This is a genomic window from Wolbachia endosymbiont of Dactylopius coccus (genome assembly GCF_977011065.1).
This window is the reverse complement of record NZ_OZ347065.1, coordinates 971071-990699: the sequence shown is the minus strand read 5'-3', so window position 1 is coordinate 990699 and position 19629 is coordinate 971071. Positions and strand designations below refer to the sequence as shown.

General features: G+C 34.9%; 19 protein-coding genes, 2 tRNA genes and 2 pseudogenes. 6 read left to right on the top strand and 17 right to left on the bottom strand.

Annotated features, from left to right (window positions below):
* Window positions 1–76: 76 nt before the first annotated feature.
* From ACWHVF_RS05315 to rseP, 5 genes are read right to left on the bottom strand one after another with little or no spacing between them, the layout of a single operon-like run.
* Window positions 77–2920, bottom strand: a complete 2844-nt coding sequence (locus ACWHVF_RS05315) for an FAD-dependent oxidoreductase (RefSeq protein ID WP_447933227.1) — start codon at window positions 2918–2920, stop codon at window positions 77–79.
* A gap of 29 nt (window positions 2921–2949) precedes the next feature.
* The gene (gene fabZ, locus ACWHVF_RS05310) at window positions 2950–3390 is read right to left on the bottom strand and encodes a 3-hydroxyacyl-ACP dehydratase FabZ (RefSeq protein WP_064125117.1); all 441 of its coding nucleotides are present in this window, start codon (window positions 3388–3390) and stop codon (window positions 2950–2952) included.
* 4 nt (window positions 3391–3394) lie between these two features.
* Complete coding sequence (locus tag ACWHVF_RS05305; protein ID WP_064125116.1) at window positions 3395–3955, bottom strand: OmpH family outer membrane protein; 561 nt, start codon at window positions 3953–3955, stop codon at window positions 3395–3397.
* On the bottom strand, window positions 3956–6286 hold the full coding sequence (gene bamA, locus ACWHVF_RS05300; RefSeq protein WP_064125119.1) for an outer membrane protein assembly factor BamA: 2331 nt from the start codon (window positions 6284–6286) through the stop codon (window positions 3956–3958). It abuts the gene before it with no gap.
* Between the two features lie 7 nt (window positions 6287–6293).
* Complete coding sequence (rseP, locus tag ACWHVF_RS05295; RefSeq protein ID WP_064125115.1) at window positions 6294–7412, bottom strand: RIP metalloprotease RseP; 1119 nt, start codon at window positions 7410–7412, stop codon at window positions 6294–6296.
* Between the two features lie 99 nt (window positions 7413–7511).
* On the opposite strand from rseP, the gene ACWHVF_RS05290 reads away from it, so the two are divergent.
* Window positions 7512–7787 carry an FAD assembly factor SdhE gene (locus ACWHVF_RS05290; protein ID WP_064125114.1) on the top strand — a complete coding sequence of 92 codons (276 nt, stop codon included), beginning with the start codon at window positions 7512–7514 and terminating at the stop codon, window positions 7785–7787.
* Here ACWHVF_RS05290 and ACWHVF_RS05285 read toward each other — a convergent pair.
* The 3 genes from ACWHVF_RS05285 to ACWHVF_RS05275 all read right to left on the bottom strand — a co-directional run bounded on the left by ACWHVF_RS05285 (window position 7765) and on the right by ACWHVF_RS05275 (window position 10115).
* Window positions 7765–8082 carry a cell division protein ZapA gene (locus ACWHVF_RS05285; RefSeq protein WP_064125113.1) on the bottom strand — a complete coding sequence of 106 codons (318 nt, stop codon included), beginning with the start codon at window positions 8080–8082 and terminating at the stop codon, window positions 7765–7767. The genes ACWHVF_RS05290 and ACWHVF_RS05285 overlap by 23 nt on opposite strands.
* 72 nt (window positions 8083–8154) lie before the next feature.
* Window positions 8155–8433: an HU family DNA-binding protein gene (locus ACWHVF_RS05280; protein ID WP_064125112.1), complete on the bottom strand. Its 279-nt coding sequence runs from the start codon at window positions 8431–8433 to the stop codon at window positions 8155–8157.
* A 29-nt stretch (window positions 8434–8462) separates the two neighbouring features.
* Window positions 8463–10115 (bottom strand): 30S ribosomal protein S1, encoded by a 1653-nt coding sequence (locus ACWHVF_RS05275; protein WP_064125111.1) that lies wholly within the window; start codon window positions 10113–10115, stop codon window positions 8463–8465.
* 139 nt (window positions 10116–10254) lie between these two features.
* Between ACWHVF_RS05275 and trmB the strand changes: the two genes are divergently transcribed.
* Window positions 10255–10902: a tRNA (guanosine(46)-N7)-methyltransferase TrmB gene (gene trmB / locus ACWHVF_RS05270; RefSeq protein WP_064125110.1), complete on the top strand. Its 648-nt coding sequence runs from the start codon at window positions 10255–10257 to the stop codon at window positions 10900–10902.
* Between the two features lie 418 nt (window positions 10903–11320).
* On the opposite strand, the gene ACWHVF_RS05265 is transcribed toward trmB, so the two are convergent.
* From ACWHVF_RS05265 to ACWHVF_RS05230, 8 genes are all read right to left on the bottom strand, one after another.
* Window positions 11321–12049, bottom strand: coding sequence for a putative folate metabolism gamma-glutamate ligase (locus tag ACWHVF_RS05265; protein ID WP_064125109.1), 729 nt, complete (start codon window positions 12047–12049; stop codon window positions 11321–11323).
* A 1-nt stretch (window position 12050) separates the two neighbouring features.
* A complete protein-coding gene (locus ACWHVF_RS05260) occupies window positions 12051–12530 on the bottom strand; it encodes a dihydrofolate reductase (RefSeq protein ID WP_064125108.1) in 480 nt (159 codons plus the stop codon).
* Window positions 12527–13825: a dihydropteroate synthase gene (folP, locus tag ACWHVF_RS05255; protein ID WP_064125107.1), complete on the bottom strand. Its 1299-nt coding sequence runs from the start codon at window positions 13823–13825 to the stop codon at window positions 12527–12529. Before folP ends, ACWHVF_RS05260 begins: the two co-directional genes overlap by 4 nt.
* On the bottom strand, window positions 13825–14223 hold the full coding sequence (locus ACWHVF_RS05250) for a dihydroneopterin aldolase (RefSeq protein ID WP_064125106.1): 399 nt from the start codon (window positions 14221–14223) through the stop codon (window positions 13825–13827). The genes folP and ACWHVF_RS05250 overlap by 1 nt, the downstream gene beginning before the upstream one ends.
* Before the next feature lie 47 nt (window positions 14224–14270).
* Complete coding sequence (locus ACWHVF_RS05245) at window positions 14271–14927, bottom strand: CADD family putative folate metabolism protein (RefSeq protein WP_064125105.1); 657 nt, start codon at window positions 14925–14927, stop codon at window positions 14271–14273.
* A 78-nt stretch (window positions 14928–15005) separates the two neighbouring features.
* Window positions 15006–15082: transfer RNA gene (locus tag ACWHVF_RS05240), tRNA-Ile, on the bottom strand.
* Window positions 15083–15124: 42 nt separating this feature from the next.
* A complete protein-coding gene (gene trxA, locus ACWHVF_RS05235) occupies window positions 15125–15448 on the bottom strand; it encodes a thioredoxin (RefSeq protein ID WP_064125104.1) in 324 nt (107 codons plus the stop codon).
* A 123-nt stretch (window positions 15449–15571) separates the two neighbouring features.
* On the bottom strand, window positions 15572–16192 hold the full coding sequence (locus ACWHVF_RS05230; RefSeq protein WP_064125103.1) for a ribonuclease D: 621 nt from the start codon (window positions 16190–16192) through the stop codon (window positions 15572–15574).
* 180 nt (window positions 16193–16372) lie between these two features.
* Between ACWHVF_RS05230 and ACWHVF_RS05225 the strand changes: the two genes are divergently transcribed.
* The 3 genes from ACWHVF_RS05225 to ACWHVF_RS05215 all read left to right on the top strand — a co-directional run bounded on the left by ACWHVF_RS05225 (window position 16373) and on the right by ACWHVF_RS05215 (window position 18204).
* Window positions 16373–16445, top strand: a tRNA-Gly gene (locus tag ACWHVF_RS05225).
* Between the two features lie 467 nt (window positions 16446–16912).
* Window positions 16913–17113 carry a hypothetical protein gene (locus ACWHVF_RS05220; RefSeq protein WP_447933192.1) on the top strand — a complete coding sequence of 67 codons (201 nt, stop codon included), beginning with the start codon at window positions 16913–16915 and terminating at the stop codon, window positions 17111–17113.
* Between the two features lie 353 nt (window positions 17114–17466).
* Complete coding sequence (locus tag ACWHVF_RS05215) at window positions 17467–18204, top strand: WD_0702 family putative metalloprotease (protein ID WP_064085726.1); 738 nt, start codon at window positions 17467–17469, stop codon at window positions 18202–18204.
* 221 nt (window positions 18205–18425) lie between these two features.
* Here the strand turns inward: ACWHVF_RS05215 and ACWHVF_RS05210 are convergent.
* Window positions 18426–18977, bottom strand: a pseudogene (locus ACWHVF_RS05210) (transposase); the annotation flags it as partial.
* 56 nt (window positions 18978–19033) lie between these two features.
* On the opposite strand from ACWHVF_RS05210, the pseudogene ACWHVF_RS05205 reads away from it, so the two are divergent.
* Window positions 19034–19588, top strand: a pseudogene (locus ACWHVF_RS05205) (IS66 family transposase); the annotation flags it as partial.
* Between the last annotated feature and the right edge of the window lie 41 nt (window positions 19589–19629).

Here is a 19629-nt window from a genome sequence, read left to right as displayed (position 1 = left end):
TTTTTAATTTGTGCACGAGCGTTAGTAAATTATTTACTTTTTGAAATAAAATTTGGCATCACTTTAATATTGAGACTTAGTAAACCTCAGTAGGGCTGCCAGTTGGACCCATAAGAATTACTTGTTCACCTTCTTTAAAACATTTACATAAATTAGTGGAACCGCCAGTTTCAAGCACAATAGTGGAAATAATTCCTTTTTTTTTGTCTACTTCAGTGCCGGTTACGGCTATACCTTCCATAGCAAGGTTTGTATTATTGACTTTTCTGCTATTGGTTTCAAAATTTTGCAATCTAAAGAATTGCCCAGGCTTAAAATTTTTTGCGGCAAGTGGTGCTTTGATCACTATTTCTACTACTTTATCGGTTAAGCATTGGACTTTTATGACCTTTGCAGTGAATTGCTCTTTGATTCTATTGAAGAATTCTTTATTAGCCAGATCTTCAACGCTTGACCACGCGTTTTTTTTCTGGATCTCAGTGTCAGCTACTTGGATGACATCTTTTTTGGTGAAAGTTACTCTTACATTACAACATTCATACAATTGTGCATATGACTCCGAGATTCTAGCTGGAGTGACAGAAATGAAGCTATTAACTCTATTCAAAAGCTGAGAAATGATAGGGTAACCATTCTTAGCGCTTGCCATAGCTTTCACGACGCTGCCACTATATGAAGGATGAAGATCACCAAAAAAGCTAATTGTTTTATTGCCTTGCCTATATACTAATATTCTGTCTTTATCCTGCATCTTAGGAGAAAATATTGGATCTATTTCTTTTCCTGATGAATTCAAATGAGTAAAATACCCATTACTTAATTTAAAATGCTTTTTATCTTCTGTTGCAATAACTGTATTTGGCTCAGTACCTGCTGCTATAAAAATAGAACGTGCTTTTATACGTTTGATTTCGCCGGATTTTGTGTCTATCAGTTTTATTGACTCAGCATGGTTATATTTATCTGTCACAACTTCAACTGGCTCTAAGTTTTCAATAAAGTAAATCCCTTCTGATAATGCGTTTTGCACCTCTTCGCTATTTAATCGATAACTTGGCGAGTCTTTCAGCTCTTTTCTATATACAACTTTCACTTCCCCAAGACTCTGCATTAACTCTAATATTTTTATTTCTCTACTCTCTTTTTTTGCTAATTCTTGCTCTGCTTGGATCAACTTTGCGTGCGATATGAGCTCATTTGCAATTTTGTGTTCTTCCTCTGTCCAATCTTTTTCAACATAGTCTTTTCCATATTTACCAACCAATATCTCGTAACGAAGAAGAAATTTTTCTACTTGAATTGGATAATACGCTAAAGCTTCAGTAGCAGTGTCAATCGCAGTAAGCCCAGCCCCTATTACAACTATCGGCATACGAACTTGCAGATTTGCTATAGAATCAAATTTAAGAGCGCCAGTCAGTTGTAACGACATAAGAAAGTCAGATGCCATACGCACTCCACGAGCTAGTATATTCTTTATTTTGATCATTCGTGGCTTGCCAGAGCCAAGCGCTAAAGCGATGTGATCAAAACCCAAGTTGAACGCGTCATCAGCATTAATCGTGCCACCAAAACGAATGCCTCCATAAAGTGCGAAATTCTCACGTCTTTCCAGCAGTAATCTAATAATCTTTAAGTAATTTTTATCCCACCTAGAAGTAATGCCATATTCTGCCACTCCACCAAACCCATCTGCCATGCGTTTACTCAATTTTTCGTACTTGAAATCTTTAATTAGCTGGAAATTATCAATCAAAGGTTCAATCTTTAGTCCATCAATGGCGATAACGTTATGCCCATCATTCAACAAATGATGAGCTAAATTAAAACCAGCAGGACCAAGGCCTACAACTAGGACGTTTTTTCCAGTGTTTCCTCTTGGCAATGGACGCTGAAAATTTAAAGGATTCCAACGGCTAAGCAGAGAATATATTTCAAATCCATAGGGTAAACTGAGCACATCATCTAGAATCCTTGTTTCAACCATCGGCACATTTACAGGCTCTTGTTTCTGATATATGCATGAGTTCATGCAATCATTGCATATTCTGTTCCCAGTAGCCGCACATAGCGGATTATCTATCATAACAATTGCAAGACTTGCTATGCTGTACCCTTCGCTTTTTACCAGGTTCATTTCTGATATTTTCTGCTCTAGTGGGCAGCCGTGCAGCTCAACTCTAAGTGGAGACTTTTTGAAAGTGTTGTCATCATTGATTAGCCCCTTTGAGCAGCTGTCCTTACTTTGCTTATGACAAAATATGCAGTAGTGAGCATTATCTAGTGCTTTATTCAAACTCACCTTTTTGCTTGTTAGATCAAAACCATATCGTCTTTTTACTTCATTTGAATGCAGCACTTCAACTTTGTCTACTTCTTTTTTAGAAAATGGTATGAGGTTTTCGTGGTCGATTTTTTTATGAATACTGAATAATATACTCTGTTTATTTTTTACTCTCCACACTGCATATTGTGCTGCGAGTTCTATTTCTTCTTTGTGATTTTCTTTATCTTCAAACCAATGCATCACCTGCTCGGCAAAATTTTTTTCTGTTGTTGGCAAAGTGAGAAAATGACTTAGTTTGTTAGTAATATCTATATTCGCCACATTAATGTATTTCTTCAATGCGTAGCGTTGGACAAATAACCTTTTGCATTTATATATTACAGCAAAGTCGTTGTGCTTTTTCTTTAGCTCCTCTATTTCTTTTTCAATATTGAAAAGTTTTGCAATAAATTCATCAAGTAAATATGAGAGGTCTATTATTAACTGACTATCACCAATCTGATTTTCCCTTGCTTCAATTAATGAACAAAACAAGCTTTCATCACATGATTTAATATAATTCAAAAATGTCTCATCCAATTTTATTAATCCACTGCGAGTATATAAATTTGAAAATGAGATATTAAGCTGCATTATACAGTATGCACACTGTCTTTTGTATATTACGTATTTTGTAGCATAGCTAAAATCGTTGCTTCTGCAACCTTTTCTTCACCAACATACGCAATACACTCAAATTTACATGCACTTAAACGTGCGTTTTTAACATTAGCTTGCAGAATCAGTGTGTCCCCTGGAGTGACTGGCTTTCTGAATTTTGCATTTTCAATAGACATAAAGTAAATAGCTTTGTTTTCTATTGTACCTTGACTTTCTTTACCAAGAACACATATAGCAGATGCTTGAGCTAGAGATTCAATTATCAAGACTCCTGGCATTATTGGATGACCAGGGAAATGGCCAATAAAAAATGGCTCATTGAAAGTCACATTTTTGATTGCTTTTATACTTTTACCAGGATCACACTCTATAACTCTATCTACTAAGAGAAACGGATAAGAATGTGGTAATATTTTTATAATATCACTGATATTAAATTGCATAAGCCTACTCAATGCCTTTTAAAGCAAATTCAGGTATTTCCTTGTTTATATTGTTTAATACCACATCTGATAAATCAACTTCATCCATGGAGTATAAAACTTGGTTCTTTTTTGAAATAAATAGTACCAAATCTATGTTGTTTTTTTCTGCCGTTCTTTTAGCAACTTCTTTTATTTTATTAAAAACACTCTCTACTGCGTCTCTATAGCTTTCTTCTAAATGTAACATTTTTTTAGCGTAATTATCTCTAGTATTTACAGTATACTTATTAAATTGTCCTGTCTTTTCCTTTTTTGCTTCTTCTGACAAAAGGTCAAATTCTTCTTTTGATGGCTTAAGTTTTTCTAACTCACTTTCAAATTCTTGTTGTAATCTAGAATTCTGTTCTTTTATTTGTTGTTGTATATTTTGCAGAGCCAGAGATTCATTGATAACTTTATCACTATCAATAATGGCAGCCTTTGTATTAAGCACGCCCTGAGATTGATATCCTACAAACTTGTACCCCACAAACATGGAAGTAATTAACGCAATAACTGATATTAATAACTGTATATATTTCATTCAAATCCCCGCTTCAATAGAAAATTTAACATTTGCTGATGGTATTATATCATAAGATTCCTTTACTAAAGGAAACCCGAAATCCAATCTAAGTCTACCAAAAGGAGAAAGCATTGAAAAGCCAAAACCTGGTGACACTCTCATAAGCTTGCTATCGTAGTATTTCCCTTCATACTTCTTATTTTTATCATCTAAGCCAAAAAGTGTTGCATAGTCAACAAACAGTGAGCCTTTGATACCAGCATAGTCATATAGTTTTGGTAGAGGAAAATCCACTTGCTGTGTTAGATTAAAATAAGTTTTGCCTCCCAATGAGCTTTTATTTTTGTCTTCTGCTCTTGGTCCAATACCGGAAAGGTCAAACCCTCTAATCTCATTACCCCCTTTAAAAAAGTGCTGGCCAATGTTTAGATTTTCATCAGTATAAGAAAAAATATGACCTGCCGCCATCTTAAAGCGTAGCGTTATATCATCGTCAATTTTGCTTAATATAGGGTGCGTATAAAAAGATAAGAATTCAGATTTTAGGAAATTCACGTTTCCTCCCAATCCTGAAATATCCTGACTTAAGCGCAGTAAATACCCTTCTTTTGGAGTATAGAGGTTATCCAGTTTATTATATGCCAACGTGTATCCCACTGATGAAATCTGATGTTCACCTTTTCGGTCCAGTATTATTTCAGAGATATCGGTGTCTTGTCCACCCTTATTATCCATGTGTATACGGTTATACTTATAAGAATAGCGAAGGGAATTAGTTAAGTTCTCTGTGACTTTATATGATAACTTTGTAAAAAATCCCATATCGCAACTATCAAAAGTAGTGTTTGGCTTATCTTGTTTTTCGTAAAATACGTCTACACCTAGTGACGTATCAGAATCATTAAAATTATTTTCAACAAACTCTAAATCAGTAGAAAATAAGTATTGACTTTTTTCAAGAGCAAAAGAGAGCTCTTTTCCAGTACCAAATAAATTACGGTCTTTGAGGTCAATTTTAATCAATGCTCCACCAGGAAGAGACACACCGCCTCCCAAATACAACGAAGTAGTGTTTTTTTCTTTAACATTTAAGTCAAGATTTACTGCATTGTCATTAACTGCGTAACTATTTACTTTCACTGTTTCAAAAAAATCACTACTCATTAGTTTTTTACGTGACTTTTGAATCTCAGATATATTGTACGCATCACCTTCTGCTATACTTAGCTTACTTCTGATCACCTTATCTAAAGTGCGATCGTTACCATCAATTGTAATTTGATTTATATAAATCTTTTTACCCGGCAGCACTCTGTAGGTTACATCTACAACGTTGTCACGTTGTGCATACTCTGGATTAACTTTTGCAAATATATATCCTTTCTCATTTAAATATTTGTTTATTTTTTCTACTGTATTATTAATTTTAACTCTATTAAATATCTTATCGTTTTCCTCTGTTATAAAATCCAATATTTCTTCTTTTAGGCTCAAATCCTGAATTTCAGTTTCAATATTAACCTCATTACTTCCAAACAAATACTGCTGTCCTTCGTCAATCAAAAAAGTTAACTCTGTTTGATTGTTATTATCAACCTCAACAATTGGTTGAATATTATTTTGAATATATCCCTTAGACGAATAAAAACGATCGAGCAATTCTGTGTTAATCAATAGATATTGCGGTGAATAATGATTTTCGCCTTTAAAAATGGCTCTAAATAACTTACTAAATATGTCATTACTATGTCTTTTAATAACTTGCTCTAGCTCATTTTCAGAAAAGTTTTTATTGCCTATAAATCTTATATCCTTAATTTTAGAGGTTTTGCCTTCTTTTATTTTGAAAATTAGATTGACCCTATTACTATCGAGCTTCTCCAACTCATATTCAATTTTAACGCCAACCTTACCGTTATTTCTATAAGTAGTGACTAAATTCATTAAATCGTTTTGCAATTTTGTTTCAGTTAAAATAGTTAGCGACTTTGACTGAATTACATTATTTAGCAGTTCTTTGCTTTTAAATAGCTTATTACCTTTTAGTATTACCTTGTTAATCAGTGGATTTTCTTGAACTTTTATCACCAAGTTTTTTTCTTCATCAATGTAAGCGTTAACACTAGCAAATAACTTTGTTCTATATAAGCCTTTTATAATCGAATCTATATCATCATCGTTTACATAACTACCAGACTCTAATTTTATATAAAACCCTATTGTTTGATTGCTTACTCGCTCATTGTCAATGCATTTGATATCATTTATCTGCACTTTTTCCTTATTTTCTAAAGCAACAAGCAAAGCAGGAAAAATCACTATCAATAATATGTAAAGTAGCTTCTTCATATTTATCTTAAAAAAGACTCCTGATATCATTTGAGAACGCAACTGCCATCAGCAGAAATAATATGGAAGCACCAAAAATCGCTGCATATTTTTGATGTCTCAAACTTAAGTCTCTACGTATAACTGCTTCTATAATGTAGTGAAATAAATGCCCACCATCTAGTAGCGGAATTGGTAGCAAGTTAATCGCAGCTAAATTAGCTGAAATAATTGCCATGAAATACAAAACCATAATAAATCCCTTTTTAGCTGACTGCCCTGAATATTTTGCGATTTTTATTGGTCCGCCTATTTCATTTACACTTCTCTTACCAACAATAATTTGAAAGATAGCTTTGATTGTTAAACACATAGTATGGTAAGTTTCACTTACTGATAAGCTCACAGCCCCAAGAAAAGACGACTGCTTTAATGTATTGACTGAAATAATCCCTATAGTTTCTCTTTCTATCATGTTGCCAAAGACGTCTCTACCCTCAACTGTCAATGGAATCAGGCTAGTTCTATGCTCCTCATTATTTCTGCTATACTTAATTTCCATCCTCGTCTTGGGATTCGACATTATCACACGTGAAATATCTTCAAAATATTTTATTTTATCTCCATTAATCTGTGTAATAATGTCACCTGGCAGTAAACCAGCTTGCTTTGCTGCACCACCCTCAACTACGCTGCCAATTACCGGTGGAGTGCGATAATAGCCTGCCATGCTAAAAAATATTGTAAAAGCTATAACAGTAAATATTATGTTTGCAAAAGGTCCTGCAAAAATCACTGCTGCTTTTTTATACCGCGGTTTTGTATGAAATGAATACAACTTTTCTTCTTCAGTTAATTCTTGTTGATCAACTGGGACGCTTGCTGCATTAGTATCCCCTAGCATTTTAACATAACCGCCCAGTGGAACAGCGCTTAATTTCCACCTAGTTCCAGACTTATCGTTAAAACCAAAAATTTCAGGACCAACACCTATAGAAAAAGATTCAACTTTAACTTTGCATGCTTTGGCAACAATATAATGCCCATATTCATGCACGAATACTATGATAGAAATTATTAAAGAAAATGATAAAAAATAATATATTCCATCACTAAATTGATGAATAAGATTAGAAATTAATTCCACCTGTATATTTAGATCTTAACAAAATGTTAAGTATATTAAAACGCGCCTCGCTTGACAAGTATTTAGTTTAACTTTTAAATTAAAAAAAGTTTAATTGTAATGACAGATACCTCACTACTCAGAAGAAAATTGATGTATAGAAGTTGGCATAGGGGTTGCAAAGAAACTGATATACTTTTAGGGCATTTCGCATTGAAATATCTTGATAAATTTTCCTTAAGCGAACTAATCGAATACGAAAAAATAGTTGATCTTGATGATTACGAATTATATTGTTACATAACTCGTAAAACAAACCTTCCTCCTGGCTTAAGTAGTCAGATAGTTAATTTAATTGCTTGCTTTATTGAAGCTAATCCTTTATGCACTCAATAATCTTATTTACCTTATCTAGTACCTCAGTATATTCTATTCTTTTCTCGTTTTTATAATTTTCGCGCTCTTGATTTACTTCATCCAACCGCTTTGTTAATTCTAAAATTTTATCCTCAAGAATTAGTGCTGCAAGTAAGAAATTTAATGCATCCGAACCCTTACCTCCAATTTTTTGAGATACAGAACCAACTAGCTTATCAAAACTATTAGCAAGGCGTAATAAATGGCTCTTCTTCCCACTTTCGCAAGATATTTTGTATGTGTTATTACGTATAACTATTTCTACTACTTGCATATGATGCTAAAAATTTTTACTGTACAGTATAAACTTAAATTCCTACTTTTATCTTATTTATGGTATAAGTTTTTATTCATTTATCAAGTCAGACAATTTTTTACTGCTACGAAAATATGTTTTAAAGTATTGATTCTTTGTAAACTTCTGTAACATTAAATGGCTTGCTTCTTTCAAGTTATAACTTCTAACTGAAAAAGAACCAAATCCCCTAATTTCGACTCTATTATGATGTTTCAATGTGTTTGAAAGTATCCCAAAAAATCTATCAACTATAGCTGCTATAATAATCTTATCTAAAAAAGGATGTCTTTTTGCTACCCTCGCTATTATATCAGATTTTGTTGCCATTTATATGAAGCCAAAATAAGTAAACCTTATCACTTAGCAGATAATACTATGTTATATTCTTCAACACCCAATACTTCAACTTCTATTTTTTCTGATATAGAGAACTTTTTATTTTCCGGTAAATGCTCTTGATCTATTAGAAGGGTTACATCGTTCTCAACTTCAACGACTAGTCCATTATCTTCTTTCTTACCTACAGTAACCTGTATTTTATCGCCTACCTCAACTTTCTTTATTAGTTCTTCAAGAGGGTCATACTCTATTTGTTTTATGCCAAGATAAATTCTTGCCCGATTCACGTTAGCCCTTATTACTTTTGCTTCTATTTTATCACCTACATTATATTTCTTTATCTCATCTGAGCTATTTTTAGACCAACTTAGATCTTTCACATAGATTGTCCCTTCTACGTTCTCATCTATTTCAGAATCATTGAAAGCAACAGATATATATGAGCCGGTATTATTCTTAACCTCACCAGAAATAATAGAACCAGGAGGATACTTATTAACACATACTTGCCAAGGATTATCTATACACCTTTTCATGCTTAAACTCATCCTATTCTTAGCAATGTCAATACTGAGAATTTTTACATGTACTTCTTGTCCCCTTGTTACGAGACTACTAACTGGCAAACTGCTCTTAACCCAAGTTATTTCCGATGAGTGTACTAAACCTTCAATCCCAGGTCTAAGCTCAACAAATAATCCATAATCTTCTATGCTTGTTACATAACCCTTATGCACACTATCAACTGGATATTTTGACTCTGCATCTTGCCAAGGGCTATCTTCTAGCTGCTTCACACCCAAGGAAATTTTAGCATTTTCCTTGTCTATTTTTATAATTTTAACTTTTATAGTCTGACCACAAGTAAAAACTGCAGACGGATGACTTACCCTACTCCAAGAGATATCTGTAATATGTAACAATCCATCTATAACTCCCACTACATCTGATTCATGAATACCGACAAATACACCGTAATGAGTGATACTTTTTATTTTCCCTTCTATTATATCGCCTTCATTTAAAGATTCTAAAAATTTAATTTTTTCACCAGCGTGCAATTTTTCTAACACCAGCTTTCTTGATACTACAATATTGCCCTGCTTCTTATCCATTTTAAGCACGATGAACTTTTGTTCAGTTTCAATAAGGTGCTTCGCATCTTTTACTTGCTTCAAATCCACATGACTCAGCGGTAAAAAAGCGCTTATTCCGTCACCAAGATCAACAATAAAGCCACATTTAATTGAGCGTTTAATAACTCCGCTTACTTCAGCCCTTGTAACTGTATCTTCTTCCAACTTATTCCATTTTTCGTCCCTAATTGCTTTTTCACGACTAAGAACAACATTACCATGATAATCTTCAATTCTTTCCACATAAACTCTGATTTTCGAGCCAATAATGACCTCATCATTACAACCGAGTTCCTTGATCAGAATTCTCCCGTCAGATTTTAAACCAATATCAACCACAACGTCGTTAGGGTTTATTCTTGTAATTACACCTTCTACCACATCTCCTTCTTTAATTTTGTTAACAAAAGAATCTTCAAACAAGGTATTATCTTGATCCTCAAATTGGCCTTGACATATCTCTTCTATAAATTTGTTTGATGATAGCTTTCTGATAGTAACCGGTAGATTTACGACTGGATTATTATTATTCATACCTTTAACTTAAACTTTATTAGAACTCATATATTATATAATATTAACAATTATTGACAAGTAATTTTTCATTAACTCATTTCGAGAATTGTTTAAGCTATATAAAATATAGTGAGAAAATTATATATGTATCAAGAATATGCTATTTAAGAATAGCAAGTGGATTAGATCGTTCTCTAGAAGGTCCAGGCTAAAACCTGATGTTGATGAAATATTGGAAAAATATTCTATTCAAAACAGCAAGGAATCTATAGAGAAAATTGTAAATTCACAAAAAAGAATATGGGTAGAAATAGGCTTTGGCAACGGTGAAAATATGCTTTACCAGGTGCTCAATGAACCTGATCTATTATTTATAGGATGTGAGCCCTACTTAAAGGGGGTTTCTCGCTTGCTAACAAACATAGAAATACAGAACATAAAAAATATTTTAATGTGGACAGAAGATGCAAGAGAATTGATTGCAAATTTTCCTGATAACAGTGTTGAAAGATTCTTTATTCTCTTTCCAGATCCATGGCCAAAAAGAAGTCACAATAAAAGACGATTAATTAATACGGAATTTTTAAATTTATTAGCAAAAAAAATACTTATAACAGGGGAAATATTCATTGCAACCGATCATCAGGACTATGCAGAGTGGATAGCATCACATATAAAGCAGTGTAACTCTTTAATCTATAGGGAAGACGATTTCACAAGTTATACTCTTACAAAATACCACAGAAGAGCGCTCAAAGATCAGCGTAAAGTGAGGTTCTTTAAAGTAAGTAGACTTCTTGAATAACCCAAACTAAGTAGAAAAAAGAATGGTGTCATCCCAGTGCTTGACACTGGGATCCAGACTTTCCGTAAAAACGTTATATTTTAACATAACACTTATATGCTCACCAACTTAGTGCTAATCAAAATCCTGGATCCCAGTGTCAGCTACTCGGATGACAAGAAAGGGAGTACTGGAATTTTTGTTTCAGCATTAGCCATGCATCTGAACAGACAATGGCGTCAACTTAAGGAAAAATATCGGTGATAGTGTATAAAATTTCTCTCTAAAATTTTTACCATTAAATTACCTAGCTGCAATAAATAGCACTTTTGTTGCTGTTTTATTTCAACAAAGAAGTCTAAAATGTGTCCTTAAGTTGACGCCATTGTCTGAACAGATATTCTCCTTATGAAGGAATAGCAAATTTTTAAGTTCCTCTTTAACTCTTCAACCAACGGGCTCCCATGAGGAGAGGAGAGTAAAGATCTTTTTTCATAGATATCTTAACACTTTTTTCTTCTTTTGTAGTTGGCGGACGAGTAAGAAAGTGAACCTTTGGTGCACCACTAATTATTGCCATTGGTGTTTGCTCTGCCCCTTCTCCCATAACTAAAACAGCAGATGTTGCCAGTGCATCAAGAAGATTGACTTGTGTTACTTGCAGTGATTGATTATAAAGATCTGGCTTGCCTATATAGGAATAAAGTGGTTCAAATCCACACCAACCAAGAGCAACGCCCGTAACCCCACGACGCATAGGTGTTACATTACTATCTGTAATCAAAATACCAAGATGTTTTATGCAGTGTTTTGTCTTGAGATAGTCCCATATTGATAGAGCTGTTTTCTGAACATCTTTTGGATATAGAATATACACCTCATTACCATTTGATTCATCAATACCAGCAGATGGAATTAAGATATTATCTTTAATCGTTAAACAGATACTGTGAGCCATATCAACAATTGCATCAGCTTCTCTTTTGATTAGCTCTTCTTTAGAACAAGCAGTTTTGCAAACCACTTGTTTTTGACAAATGGAAATGATTTTCGATGTGATAGCAAGAACAACTTCCTCTTTTAGCAACTCTGAAACATAGCGATCAAGAACCTGCTCTAATACTTCTCCACATTCAATGCGGTGGGTATAAATTGCTTCAATATGCATATTAACGTGTTAGCTTGCATATAGTATAGTCTTTTGTTTTGGTAAGAATAGTTTTATTCCATCTATCAAGAAGTGTTAAGTTGAAATATACATCACCTTCATAAGGTCTGTGAATTTCTGTTATGATAAACTCTGAAATTAGATCATACTCCAAAAAAAGGTGCGCTATTTGTGCTCCACCAATCATGAAGATTTGAGGGTAACTCCAATTACCTTGGATTGACAAGAACTCTTGCATAGAAGAAACAATAGTGCATTCTATGCCTTTATTAAAACAAGGACTTAATTTGTTACGAGAAAAAACAATAGGCTTTAATATGTTTTGTGGTATTGTTTCAAATGTTTTTCTTCCCATCACAATAACTTGTTTGTCAGTCACTTGACGAAGATGATCTAACTCACTTGGATAATGCCAGGGCAATCCATTATTTATTCCAATCACCCCCTTGGGATCAACAGCCATAATTCCGATAATCTTCATTCCTGTAAAGCAGCTTGAGCTACAAAAAATCGCATGTGATCACGCACATTATGCACTCGAAGGAAATCAACCTTGTTGTGCAATGCAGATGATAAAGCAATTGTTTCTAAATCTCGGTTAAAGACAGGTTCTGTAGAAAAAGAAGAAATAAATGACTTTCTAGAATGACCAACCAGAACTTTGCAGCCAAAACTTCGCAATGCTTCTATATTGCGTAAAAGCCAGATATTCTGATATAGAGATTTTCCAAAACAAATACCAGGATCAATAATTATCGAGCTTTGATCAAAACCTAGGGTAAGTAACCTGCTAATGCTCTTCTCTGCCCAATTATTTATGATATCAATTGGGTCAGTGTCGCCTGGAATAATGTTGTCTCTATGTGGTGGTATTGAAAGTGAATGCATAATAACGATGCTGCAACCATTACTAGCAATTGCTTTTAAGGTATTATTATCTAGAGCTTCCTTCTGATCGTTTACCCAGGTAATTTTGTAGTGTTTTAAAACATTCAAAATAACATCTGGCCAGAAACTATCAATGCTAACTTTAATATCGCCAGCTTTCATATAATCGCTAAGATTATCAAGTACTGGCTTTAGACGTGCATACTCTTCCTCTGGGATCTGCATTAAAGATCCAGGTCTTGTTGATTGAGCACCAAGATCAACTATACTTGCACCGTCTGATACCAGTTGCAGTGCTTGCTTGGTTGCTTGATCTGCATCATAATAAAGACCACCATCTGAAAATGAATCAAGAGTAATATTGACAATACCCACAAGCTCTGGCGAAAGCGTAAAACTCTTTAAAAAACAATCTTGAATGTTAGGGATATCATAAGCAACAGTACCGAACGTCTTGTTGATTATTGGAGTATTATCCATAGGGTTCAGCATTGCCATCAAGTGAAGCAAAAATGGTCTGTTTATCAATTCTGGGTGAGGAATTCTAAGGTAGGGTGTATCGAGCGTTAGATCATCCCATAACAAAATATCCAAATCAATAACGCGAGGTGCCCACTTTTCATAGACCTGCAGGCGGCCAATATCACACTCAATTTGTTTTAGACCTTTTAATAGCTCTTCGGGAGAAGAAGAACAACTTCCATAGACAATCATGTTGAGAAATGGCTTATCCCACTCAGGTGGAGCACCGTTTGGTAAAATGGCCTTAGTTTCTAGAATGATCGAAGACTTTAAATCTTTAAAATAGCGTTCCTTTAGTAACTGAGCAGCCCTTTGTAAATGGGAAAAGCGATTTCCTATATTTGAGCCAATAGAAATATAGATCATTAGTTATCTTCCTGTTCTTGCAGTGCATTACAATAGGTAAAAAAGACGCCTCCATGCGCATTAGGAACGGGTGGTGCAACTTTGTGAGTAGTCACTCTTATGGAAGAAATAGTATGTTTTTTCTGCACCAAAAGATTATTAATGGCTCTGTATATATCATGGGTTAAGTGCTCGATTAAATTGAATTGCTTGCTCTGAACAAGAGATTGAATATTTTGTACTATCTCTAGATAGCAGACGGTATCTTCAAGCCGGTCAGTCATAAGCCCTAAAGGAGGAGATTTAAAAATAAAATCAACATCAATACTAACTAATTGGGAATGATACTTCTCTTCTGCACTATAGCCTAAATGAACCCAAAGCCGTAAGTCAGATATAAGAAGATTACATGCAGACATTGCATTCCAACATCACTGAGTTTTAATTCTTAAGCTACTTACAACTACTAACACACGCTAGCATTCATCATTCCATCAAGAAAACCCCACAAGAGCTTTGCTCCCTTTTGAGCACCCTGCATAACTTTATCTTGCTCTTTTTCATCTAGATCTTCAATAAGATTTGCACACTCCTCAGAATGCCACTCATCAGCATGCATATGAACCGTAAAAAATTGAAGAGAACGCTCATCACTTATTGAATAGTGTTTTTTTAAACCTTCAATTTTAGACTTAGAAACCTCTGGAGTTTGACGTTCATAAGCATAAAGTGCACCCAAACCGGAAGCAAAGTCTGATCGTACAATATCAAAGTAACCATCAACTAGCTCCTGTGTCTCTTTAATCTGTGTATCCTTATGGAGATCAGACCGTGTTACACCAAGCCCTTCAGCAAAACGTTTCCATAACTCTGGGTGATTTTCATCACCTTGTTCTTCTTCTATCAAATTACCAAGCAAAACCTGCCGCATTTTTAGATCTGGGCACAAAAAATGTATACCACTGATATAACGAGGGAACGCAGCAACATGGTGATAATATTCTTTAGCATAGGTTTGTAAAGCTTGCAAGCTTAAGCTTCCTGTATTCCATGATTGGTAGAATGGATGATTTAGTAAGTGCAATTCATCTAACTTGTTATTTAGAGACTTAGTAAATTCCATCATTTCCCCCATTACATTAATATATAGTTCATATACTATAGTTTTCTCATTGTTACGATCATGCTAAGATCAATACAATGGTGGGATTGGTAGGACTCGAACCTACGACCAATTCGTTATGAGCGAACTGCTCTAACCGACTGAGCTACAATCCCTTTTATCAATATTTATAATACACACAAAAGCAAATTTGTCTATTAGCTTATTTCACTATCAACCCAACTTGGCAAATCATTTGTTGCACCAATTTTGCGTGCAATTTCCTTACCATCTTGAAATATGATTAAAGTAGGTATAGATTGCACTCCATACTTACTTGGCACTTCAGTCCCTTCATCTATGTCGAACTTGCAGATCTTGATCTTGCCTTTCCTATCCTTAGCCAATTGTTCGATACGTGGCATTAGACTTTTACATGGCCCGCACCATTCTGCCCAAAAGTCTATCAGAACAAACCCTTTATAGTCAGTGACTTCAGATTTGAAATTTTGATCATTTACTGATATAATATCATCACTCATAAAATACCTAAATTTTTGTAAATATAGCGCATCAATTAGCAACTAATCAACTAAATTCTTACCGCAGAGCTTGAAAAATTGCCCTAAAGTGTTTTGCACAAACAAAAAACTTCTCACAAATGATTACATCTGGTGGTTAAAGATATCCACGTTTTCCCAACCCATTAAGTCTAACTCAATACGAGTAGGAAGAAATTCAAAACACTTTTGGGCCAATTCTTTTCTATTTTCACGTTCCAGCATTAAGTCTAGCTTTTCCTTTATCTTATGGAGATACAAAACATCAGATGCAGCATAACTTTTTTGTTTGTCTGTTAAATTTTCATTTCCCCAATCAGAAGATTGCTGCTGCTTATTTAGTTTGGTATCAAGCAGCTCTAAACATAACTCTTTTAAGCTATGATTATCTGTGTAGGTGCGAACTAAACGTGAAGCTATTTTTGTGCAATAGCACGGAAGTGCCCAAGTTTCCAAGTAATGACGTATTATGCTTACATCAAATCGCGCGAAGTGAAATATTTTAGTTATATTTTTATCCTCTAATATTTTTCTCAAATTTGGCGCTGTATAATCGTTCTTGAGTTGAACTAAGTGAACGTTGCCATCATTAAAAGAGAGCTGCACAAGGCATAATCTATCTCTGCTATGAAGTAGCCCCATTGCCTCGGTATCAACAGCTATAGACCTTATATCATCTGGTATTGAACTAGCTGGCAAGTCGTCTTTATATAAAAATATTCCCATAAAATTAATACATTTTTTGGCACAATTGAAAACCTATGATAATCAAAAATGAGCCTTAAGTATACGAAAAGATCATAGAAGGAACCACGCAAATTTATGGGCTCTCACATTTTTCGTGTACACGGGGTTTACAAATCGCTGTATATGCCTATAATTAAGTAAATTTAGGTTGATTTAATTGCGGGAGTAGCTCAGTTGGTAGAGCGCAACCTTGCCAAGGTTGAGGTCGAGGGTTCGACCCCCTTCTCCCGCTCTTTACTTTCAAAATCATTTCGTCAAAAATCACTTGACAAACTCCACCAGCCCCCTTATCATGAAAGTGAAGCTATTTATTTATCTTCGCAATCTCTGCAGTGGATTAATGACAAAAAAACTTAATGTATTTGGCGTAAATCATGCTTAATTTTTCCCACTATGTGCACCTCATGTCTTTATAAAACTTTTAGGTTTCTACCTATACAAGCCGAAACGCGCTTATAAAGCGTTTAAGACAGCAAAAGACGTCAAATAGACAAGGGAGAATTTGAATACTAGCTACCCTAGGGTTTCTTTGCCTTTTTTTCCACTTAGTAAATTTCTTAATGTTTATAATTTAGGTTAGTCGCATTTAAAAGCGGCTGAATCGCGGTTATTAAGCGTTTAGAATAAAAAAACGCCAATATTTTGAAGTACATATAAATAACTAGTTAACCATGGGGCTTCTTTTGCCTTTTTTTTCGTTTGGTAAATTTCTTAATGTTTGTAGCTAACATGAACAAACATTTGAGAGTAACTTCTGCTAGTAGGGTGTCATCCCAGTGCTTGACACTGGGATCCAGCTTTCTTTATAAATTCACCAAAAGTGCTTCATTCTATAACGCAAAACCCATACTCACCAAACCCAATGCATTACTTGCAACTAAGTTTCCTGGATCCAAGTAGTCTGGGCACTGGGATGACAAAAAAGGGGCTACTCGGATGACACCATTCTTTTTCCTGGATCCAAGTAGTCAGCTACTTGAATGACATCATAGGGGCACTGGGATGACATCATAGGGGCGCTGGCCTGACAATCGTAATCCGCTATGTGTTAGCGGCTAAGAGATACCGCGGCGGAATGACGGTCTGCGGCGGAATGACGATAATCTCGTCATCCCGCTACGTGTTAGCGGCTAAGAGATACCGTGGCGGGATGACGGTTATCAGTAAACATGAATACTTTAGCCATGCAATCAGGCTCCCTAAAAACACTTTGTAGCTCTTGAATATAAAAAATATTCCTTTAATAATAGAGCATGCTAATTGGGAATTTAATAAAGCAAGCAACTCGAGTTGGAAACAGTGAGAATACTATACGTTATATAGAATATCTCTATCAATTCGAGAAATTTAGAAACACATTAAATCTCACTTTATCACTAATAAAGCAAAATAGGCTCTTGTTTGAGATATATCAAGAGGGATTAATGGATATGGAAGAAGGGGTGTGTAAGACAATTCAGTCTTGCAGTGCAAACAGATATGTTATTGTGCTGAGAAGGTCAAATCCATACATTATAGTGCATGAACTTTCACATATGGTTGAAAATGAGCTTCACTTGAGCCTGGAGCAGGAATTTCTCCATAAAGTTTATCAAGATGTTGAGCAGAACCTAAAGCAAGCAAATATTCTTGTGCAGAAAATTATTAGCCAAGTTATATTTAAGGAGATACAAGCTTATCAAACTGCAAAGTCACGCGCATCTGAATTGTTTGCACGCTATTTTGAGCTATTTGCTTGGGCACAAGAGGTTTATCCTAAGGATAAAGAATACTTAATTCGCACTCAAGATTTAAACAAAGTGTTCCTTGCTACTGATCAATGGAAAAATAGCTGCCTAGATCCACAAATGATGGATAGAATAGATAAGGAAATCAAGGAATACAGCAATAAAACCGCCACTAAAGACGTAACCAAAGTGCAAAGCAGTTGGACTAATAAATTTTCTCCTGGGGGCAAAAAAATTAGCTCCATATTTGGAGATGATGATTAGCTTAGTATAGCTAGTGCAGGTTTTCCTACGTCATACCGCCGCGGCGCTAACACGCTCAGTACAATGATACAAAGGGAGTGTTAAATAAACTGTGTCAAACCGCATTTTTAGTTCAACTCAATTTTCAATCTGCCGGGAAAGAAGACATCAAATTGAGACATAGTTAAAGCCCAATTAGGATAGTCCATTTTTGCTCTACCTTTTTTATAGCACAATATACCTATACCTAATATATTATACATACATTTACTTACACAACTCTTTGACTTTAAAAAACCATAAACACTATTGGATACACGGACTGCAGCGGGCGACTACGCCATTCGTTGATTACTGGTAGTAATTTGTCAGTGATACTTGATATCTCTGCTGCCGATATTTTGTGATCATAAATTTCCTCAACATGTAACGCTATATCTCTATAGCCCATACCACTGGCAAATGTGCTCAAAATCTTCGTTGCAAGCTCTGTTGTTTGCCTTTTTTTGACTATTTGTGGTTCAAAGCTTCCCTCCCTATCTCTTGAGCTCAAATGAACCAGCACTTGTCCGCAAAGTCTTTCCATTCCTCCCATTTCTTCGGTTACTCTCTTCGCTTTCAGCCAACAAGTGGTTTTCTATTTCACCTTCTAGACTTGCCTCCAGCAGCTTTTTTATAAATGGTGTTAATCTTCCTGTCAACGGTCTTCCTTCTCGTATAGACGATAAGATATTTGTTTCTAATTCTTTATAATCTACCAATCCGGTAGTTCTGTTTGCTATTTTTTGACTCATGTCAAACCTCCATTTTTTTATATCAATTTATTGCTTTTTTTTCGGTTTGACACAGTTTATTTAACACTCCCTTTTGTGATTACAAAAACCTGGTAATTACCGACAGATATGCAGTTTACAACCACTTCAGTGATGAAAAACGACAAATTTGTTGGGCTCACTTATTGAGAAATTTCGAGAGGTTATCTCATAGTTGGAATAGTGAAGTAATGAGACTTGGCCATTGTTTAAAAGATGCAGCTAATGGATTGTTTGCATTAAAAAACGCTTTATCAGAAAATGAAATTAGTATTTCAAAGTTAAGCCAAAGAATTACGAACAGTACTGCATGATAAAAATATCTTATATACTTGAAGCAAAAGGAGCTTCACGAACGGTAAAGGGTATTATAAAATCCGAGCCAATGATGTGGACATTTTTGGATGACCCAGGCATTAACGAATAACCATGTTGAGCGACAGATACGGCATTATGTAGTCTATCGTAAGAATTCGTATTTTACACAGTCGGTACGAGGAAACATGTTTCTTGAACGGGTGATCTCATTGTACCTAACCTGGAGGCAAAAGAAGCTCAACCCTTCTCAAAATCTCCTATCTATTGTCTCTTAAGCCACACCCCTGAACGGATACATGTTATCAGTTTAGAATGA

Bases quoted from the DNA above. Each gene is read 5' to 3' on its own strand.
- ACWHVF_RS05315 (WP_447933227.1), bottom strand. From the start codon at position 2,920: ATGCAGCTTAATATCTCATTTTCAAATTTATATACTCGCAGTGGATTA.
- fabZ (WP_064125117.1), bottom strand. From the start codon at position 3,390: ATGCAATTTAATATCAGTGATATTATAAAAATATTACCACATTCTTAT.
- ACWHVF_RS05305 (WP_064125116.1), bottom strand. From the start codon at position 3,955: ATGAAATATATACAGTTATTAATATCAGTTATTGCGTTAATTACTTCC.
- bamA (WP_064125119.1), bottom strand. From the start codon at position 6,286: ATGAAGAAGCTACTTTACATATTATTGATAGTGATTTTTCCTGCTTTG.
- ACWHVF_RS05290 (WP_064125114.1), top strand. From the start codon at position 7,512: ATGACAGATACCTCACTACTCAGAAGAAAATTGATGTATAGAAGTTGG.
- ACWHVF_RS05285 (WP_064125113.1), bottom strand. From the start codon at position 8,082: ATGCAAGTAGTAGAAATAGTTATACGTAATAACACATACAAAATATCT.
- ACWHVF_RS05280 (WP_064125112.1), bottom strand. From the start codon at position 8,433: ATGGCAACAAAATCTGATATAATAGCGAGGGTAGCAAAAAGACATCCT.
- ACWHVF_RS05275 (WP_064125111.1), bottom strand. From the start codon at position 10,115: ATGAATAATAATAATCCAGTCGTAAATCTACCGGTTACTATCAGAAAG.
- trmB (WP_064125110.1), top strand. From the start codon at position 10,255: ATGCTATTTAAGAATAGCAAGTGGATTAGATCGTTCTCTAGAAGGTCC.
- ACWHVF_RS05265 (WP_064125109.1), bottom strand. From the start codon at position 12,049: ATGCATATTGAAGCAATTTATACCCACCGCATTGAATGTGGAGAAGTA.
- ACWHVF_RS05260 (WP_064125108.1), bottom strand. From the start codon at position 12,530: ATGAAGATTATCGGAATTATGGCTGTTGATCCCAAGGGGGTGATTGGA.
- folP (WP_064125107.1), bottom strand. From the start codon at position 13,825: ATGATCTATATTTCTATTGGCTCAAATATAGGAAATCGCTTTTCCCAT.
- ACWHVF_RS05250 (WP_064125106.1), bottom strand. From the start codon at position 14,223: ATGTCTGCATGTAATCTTCTTATATCTGACTTACGGCTTTGGGTTCAT.
- ACWHVF_RS05245 (WP_064125105.1), bottom strand. From the start codon at position 14,927: ATGGAATTTACTAAGTCTCTAAATAACAAGTTAGATGAATTGCACTTA.
- trxA (WP_064125104.1), bottom strand. From the start codon at position 15,448: ATGAGTGATGATATTATATCAGTAAATGATCAAAATTTCAAATCTGAA.
- ACWHVF_RS05230 (WP_064125103.1), bottom strand. From the start codon at position 16,192: ATGGGAATATTTTTATATAAAGACGACTTGCCAGCTAGTTCAATACCA.
- ACWHVF_RS05215 (WP_064085726.1), top strand. From the start codon at position 17,467: ATGCTAATTGGGAATTTAATAAAGCAAGCAACTCGAGTTGGAAACAGT.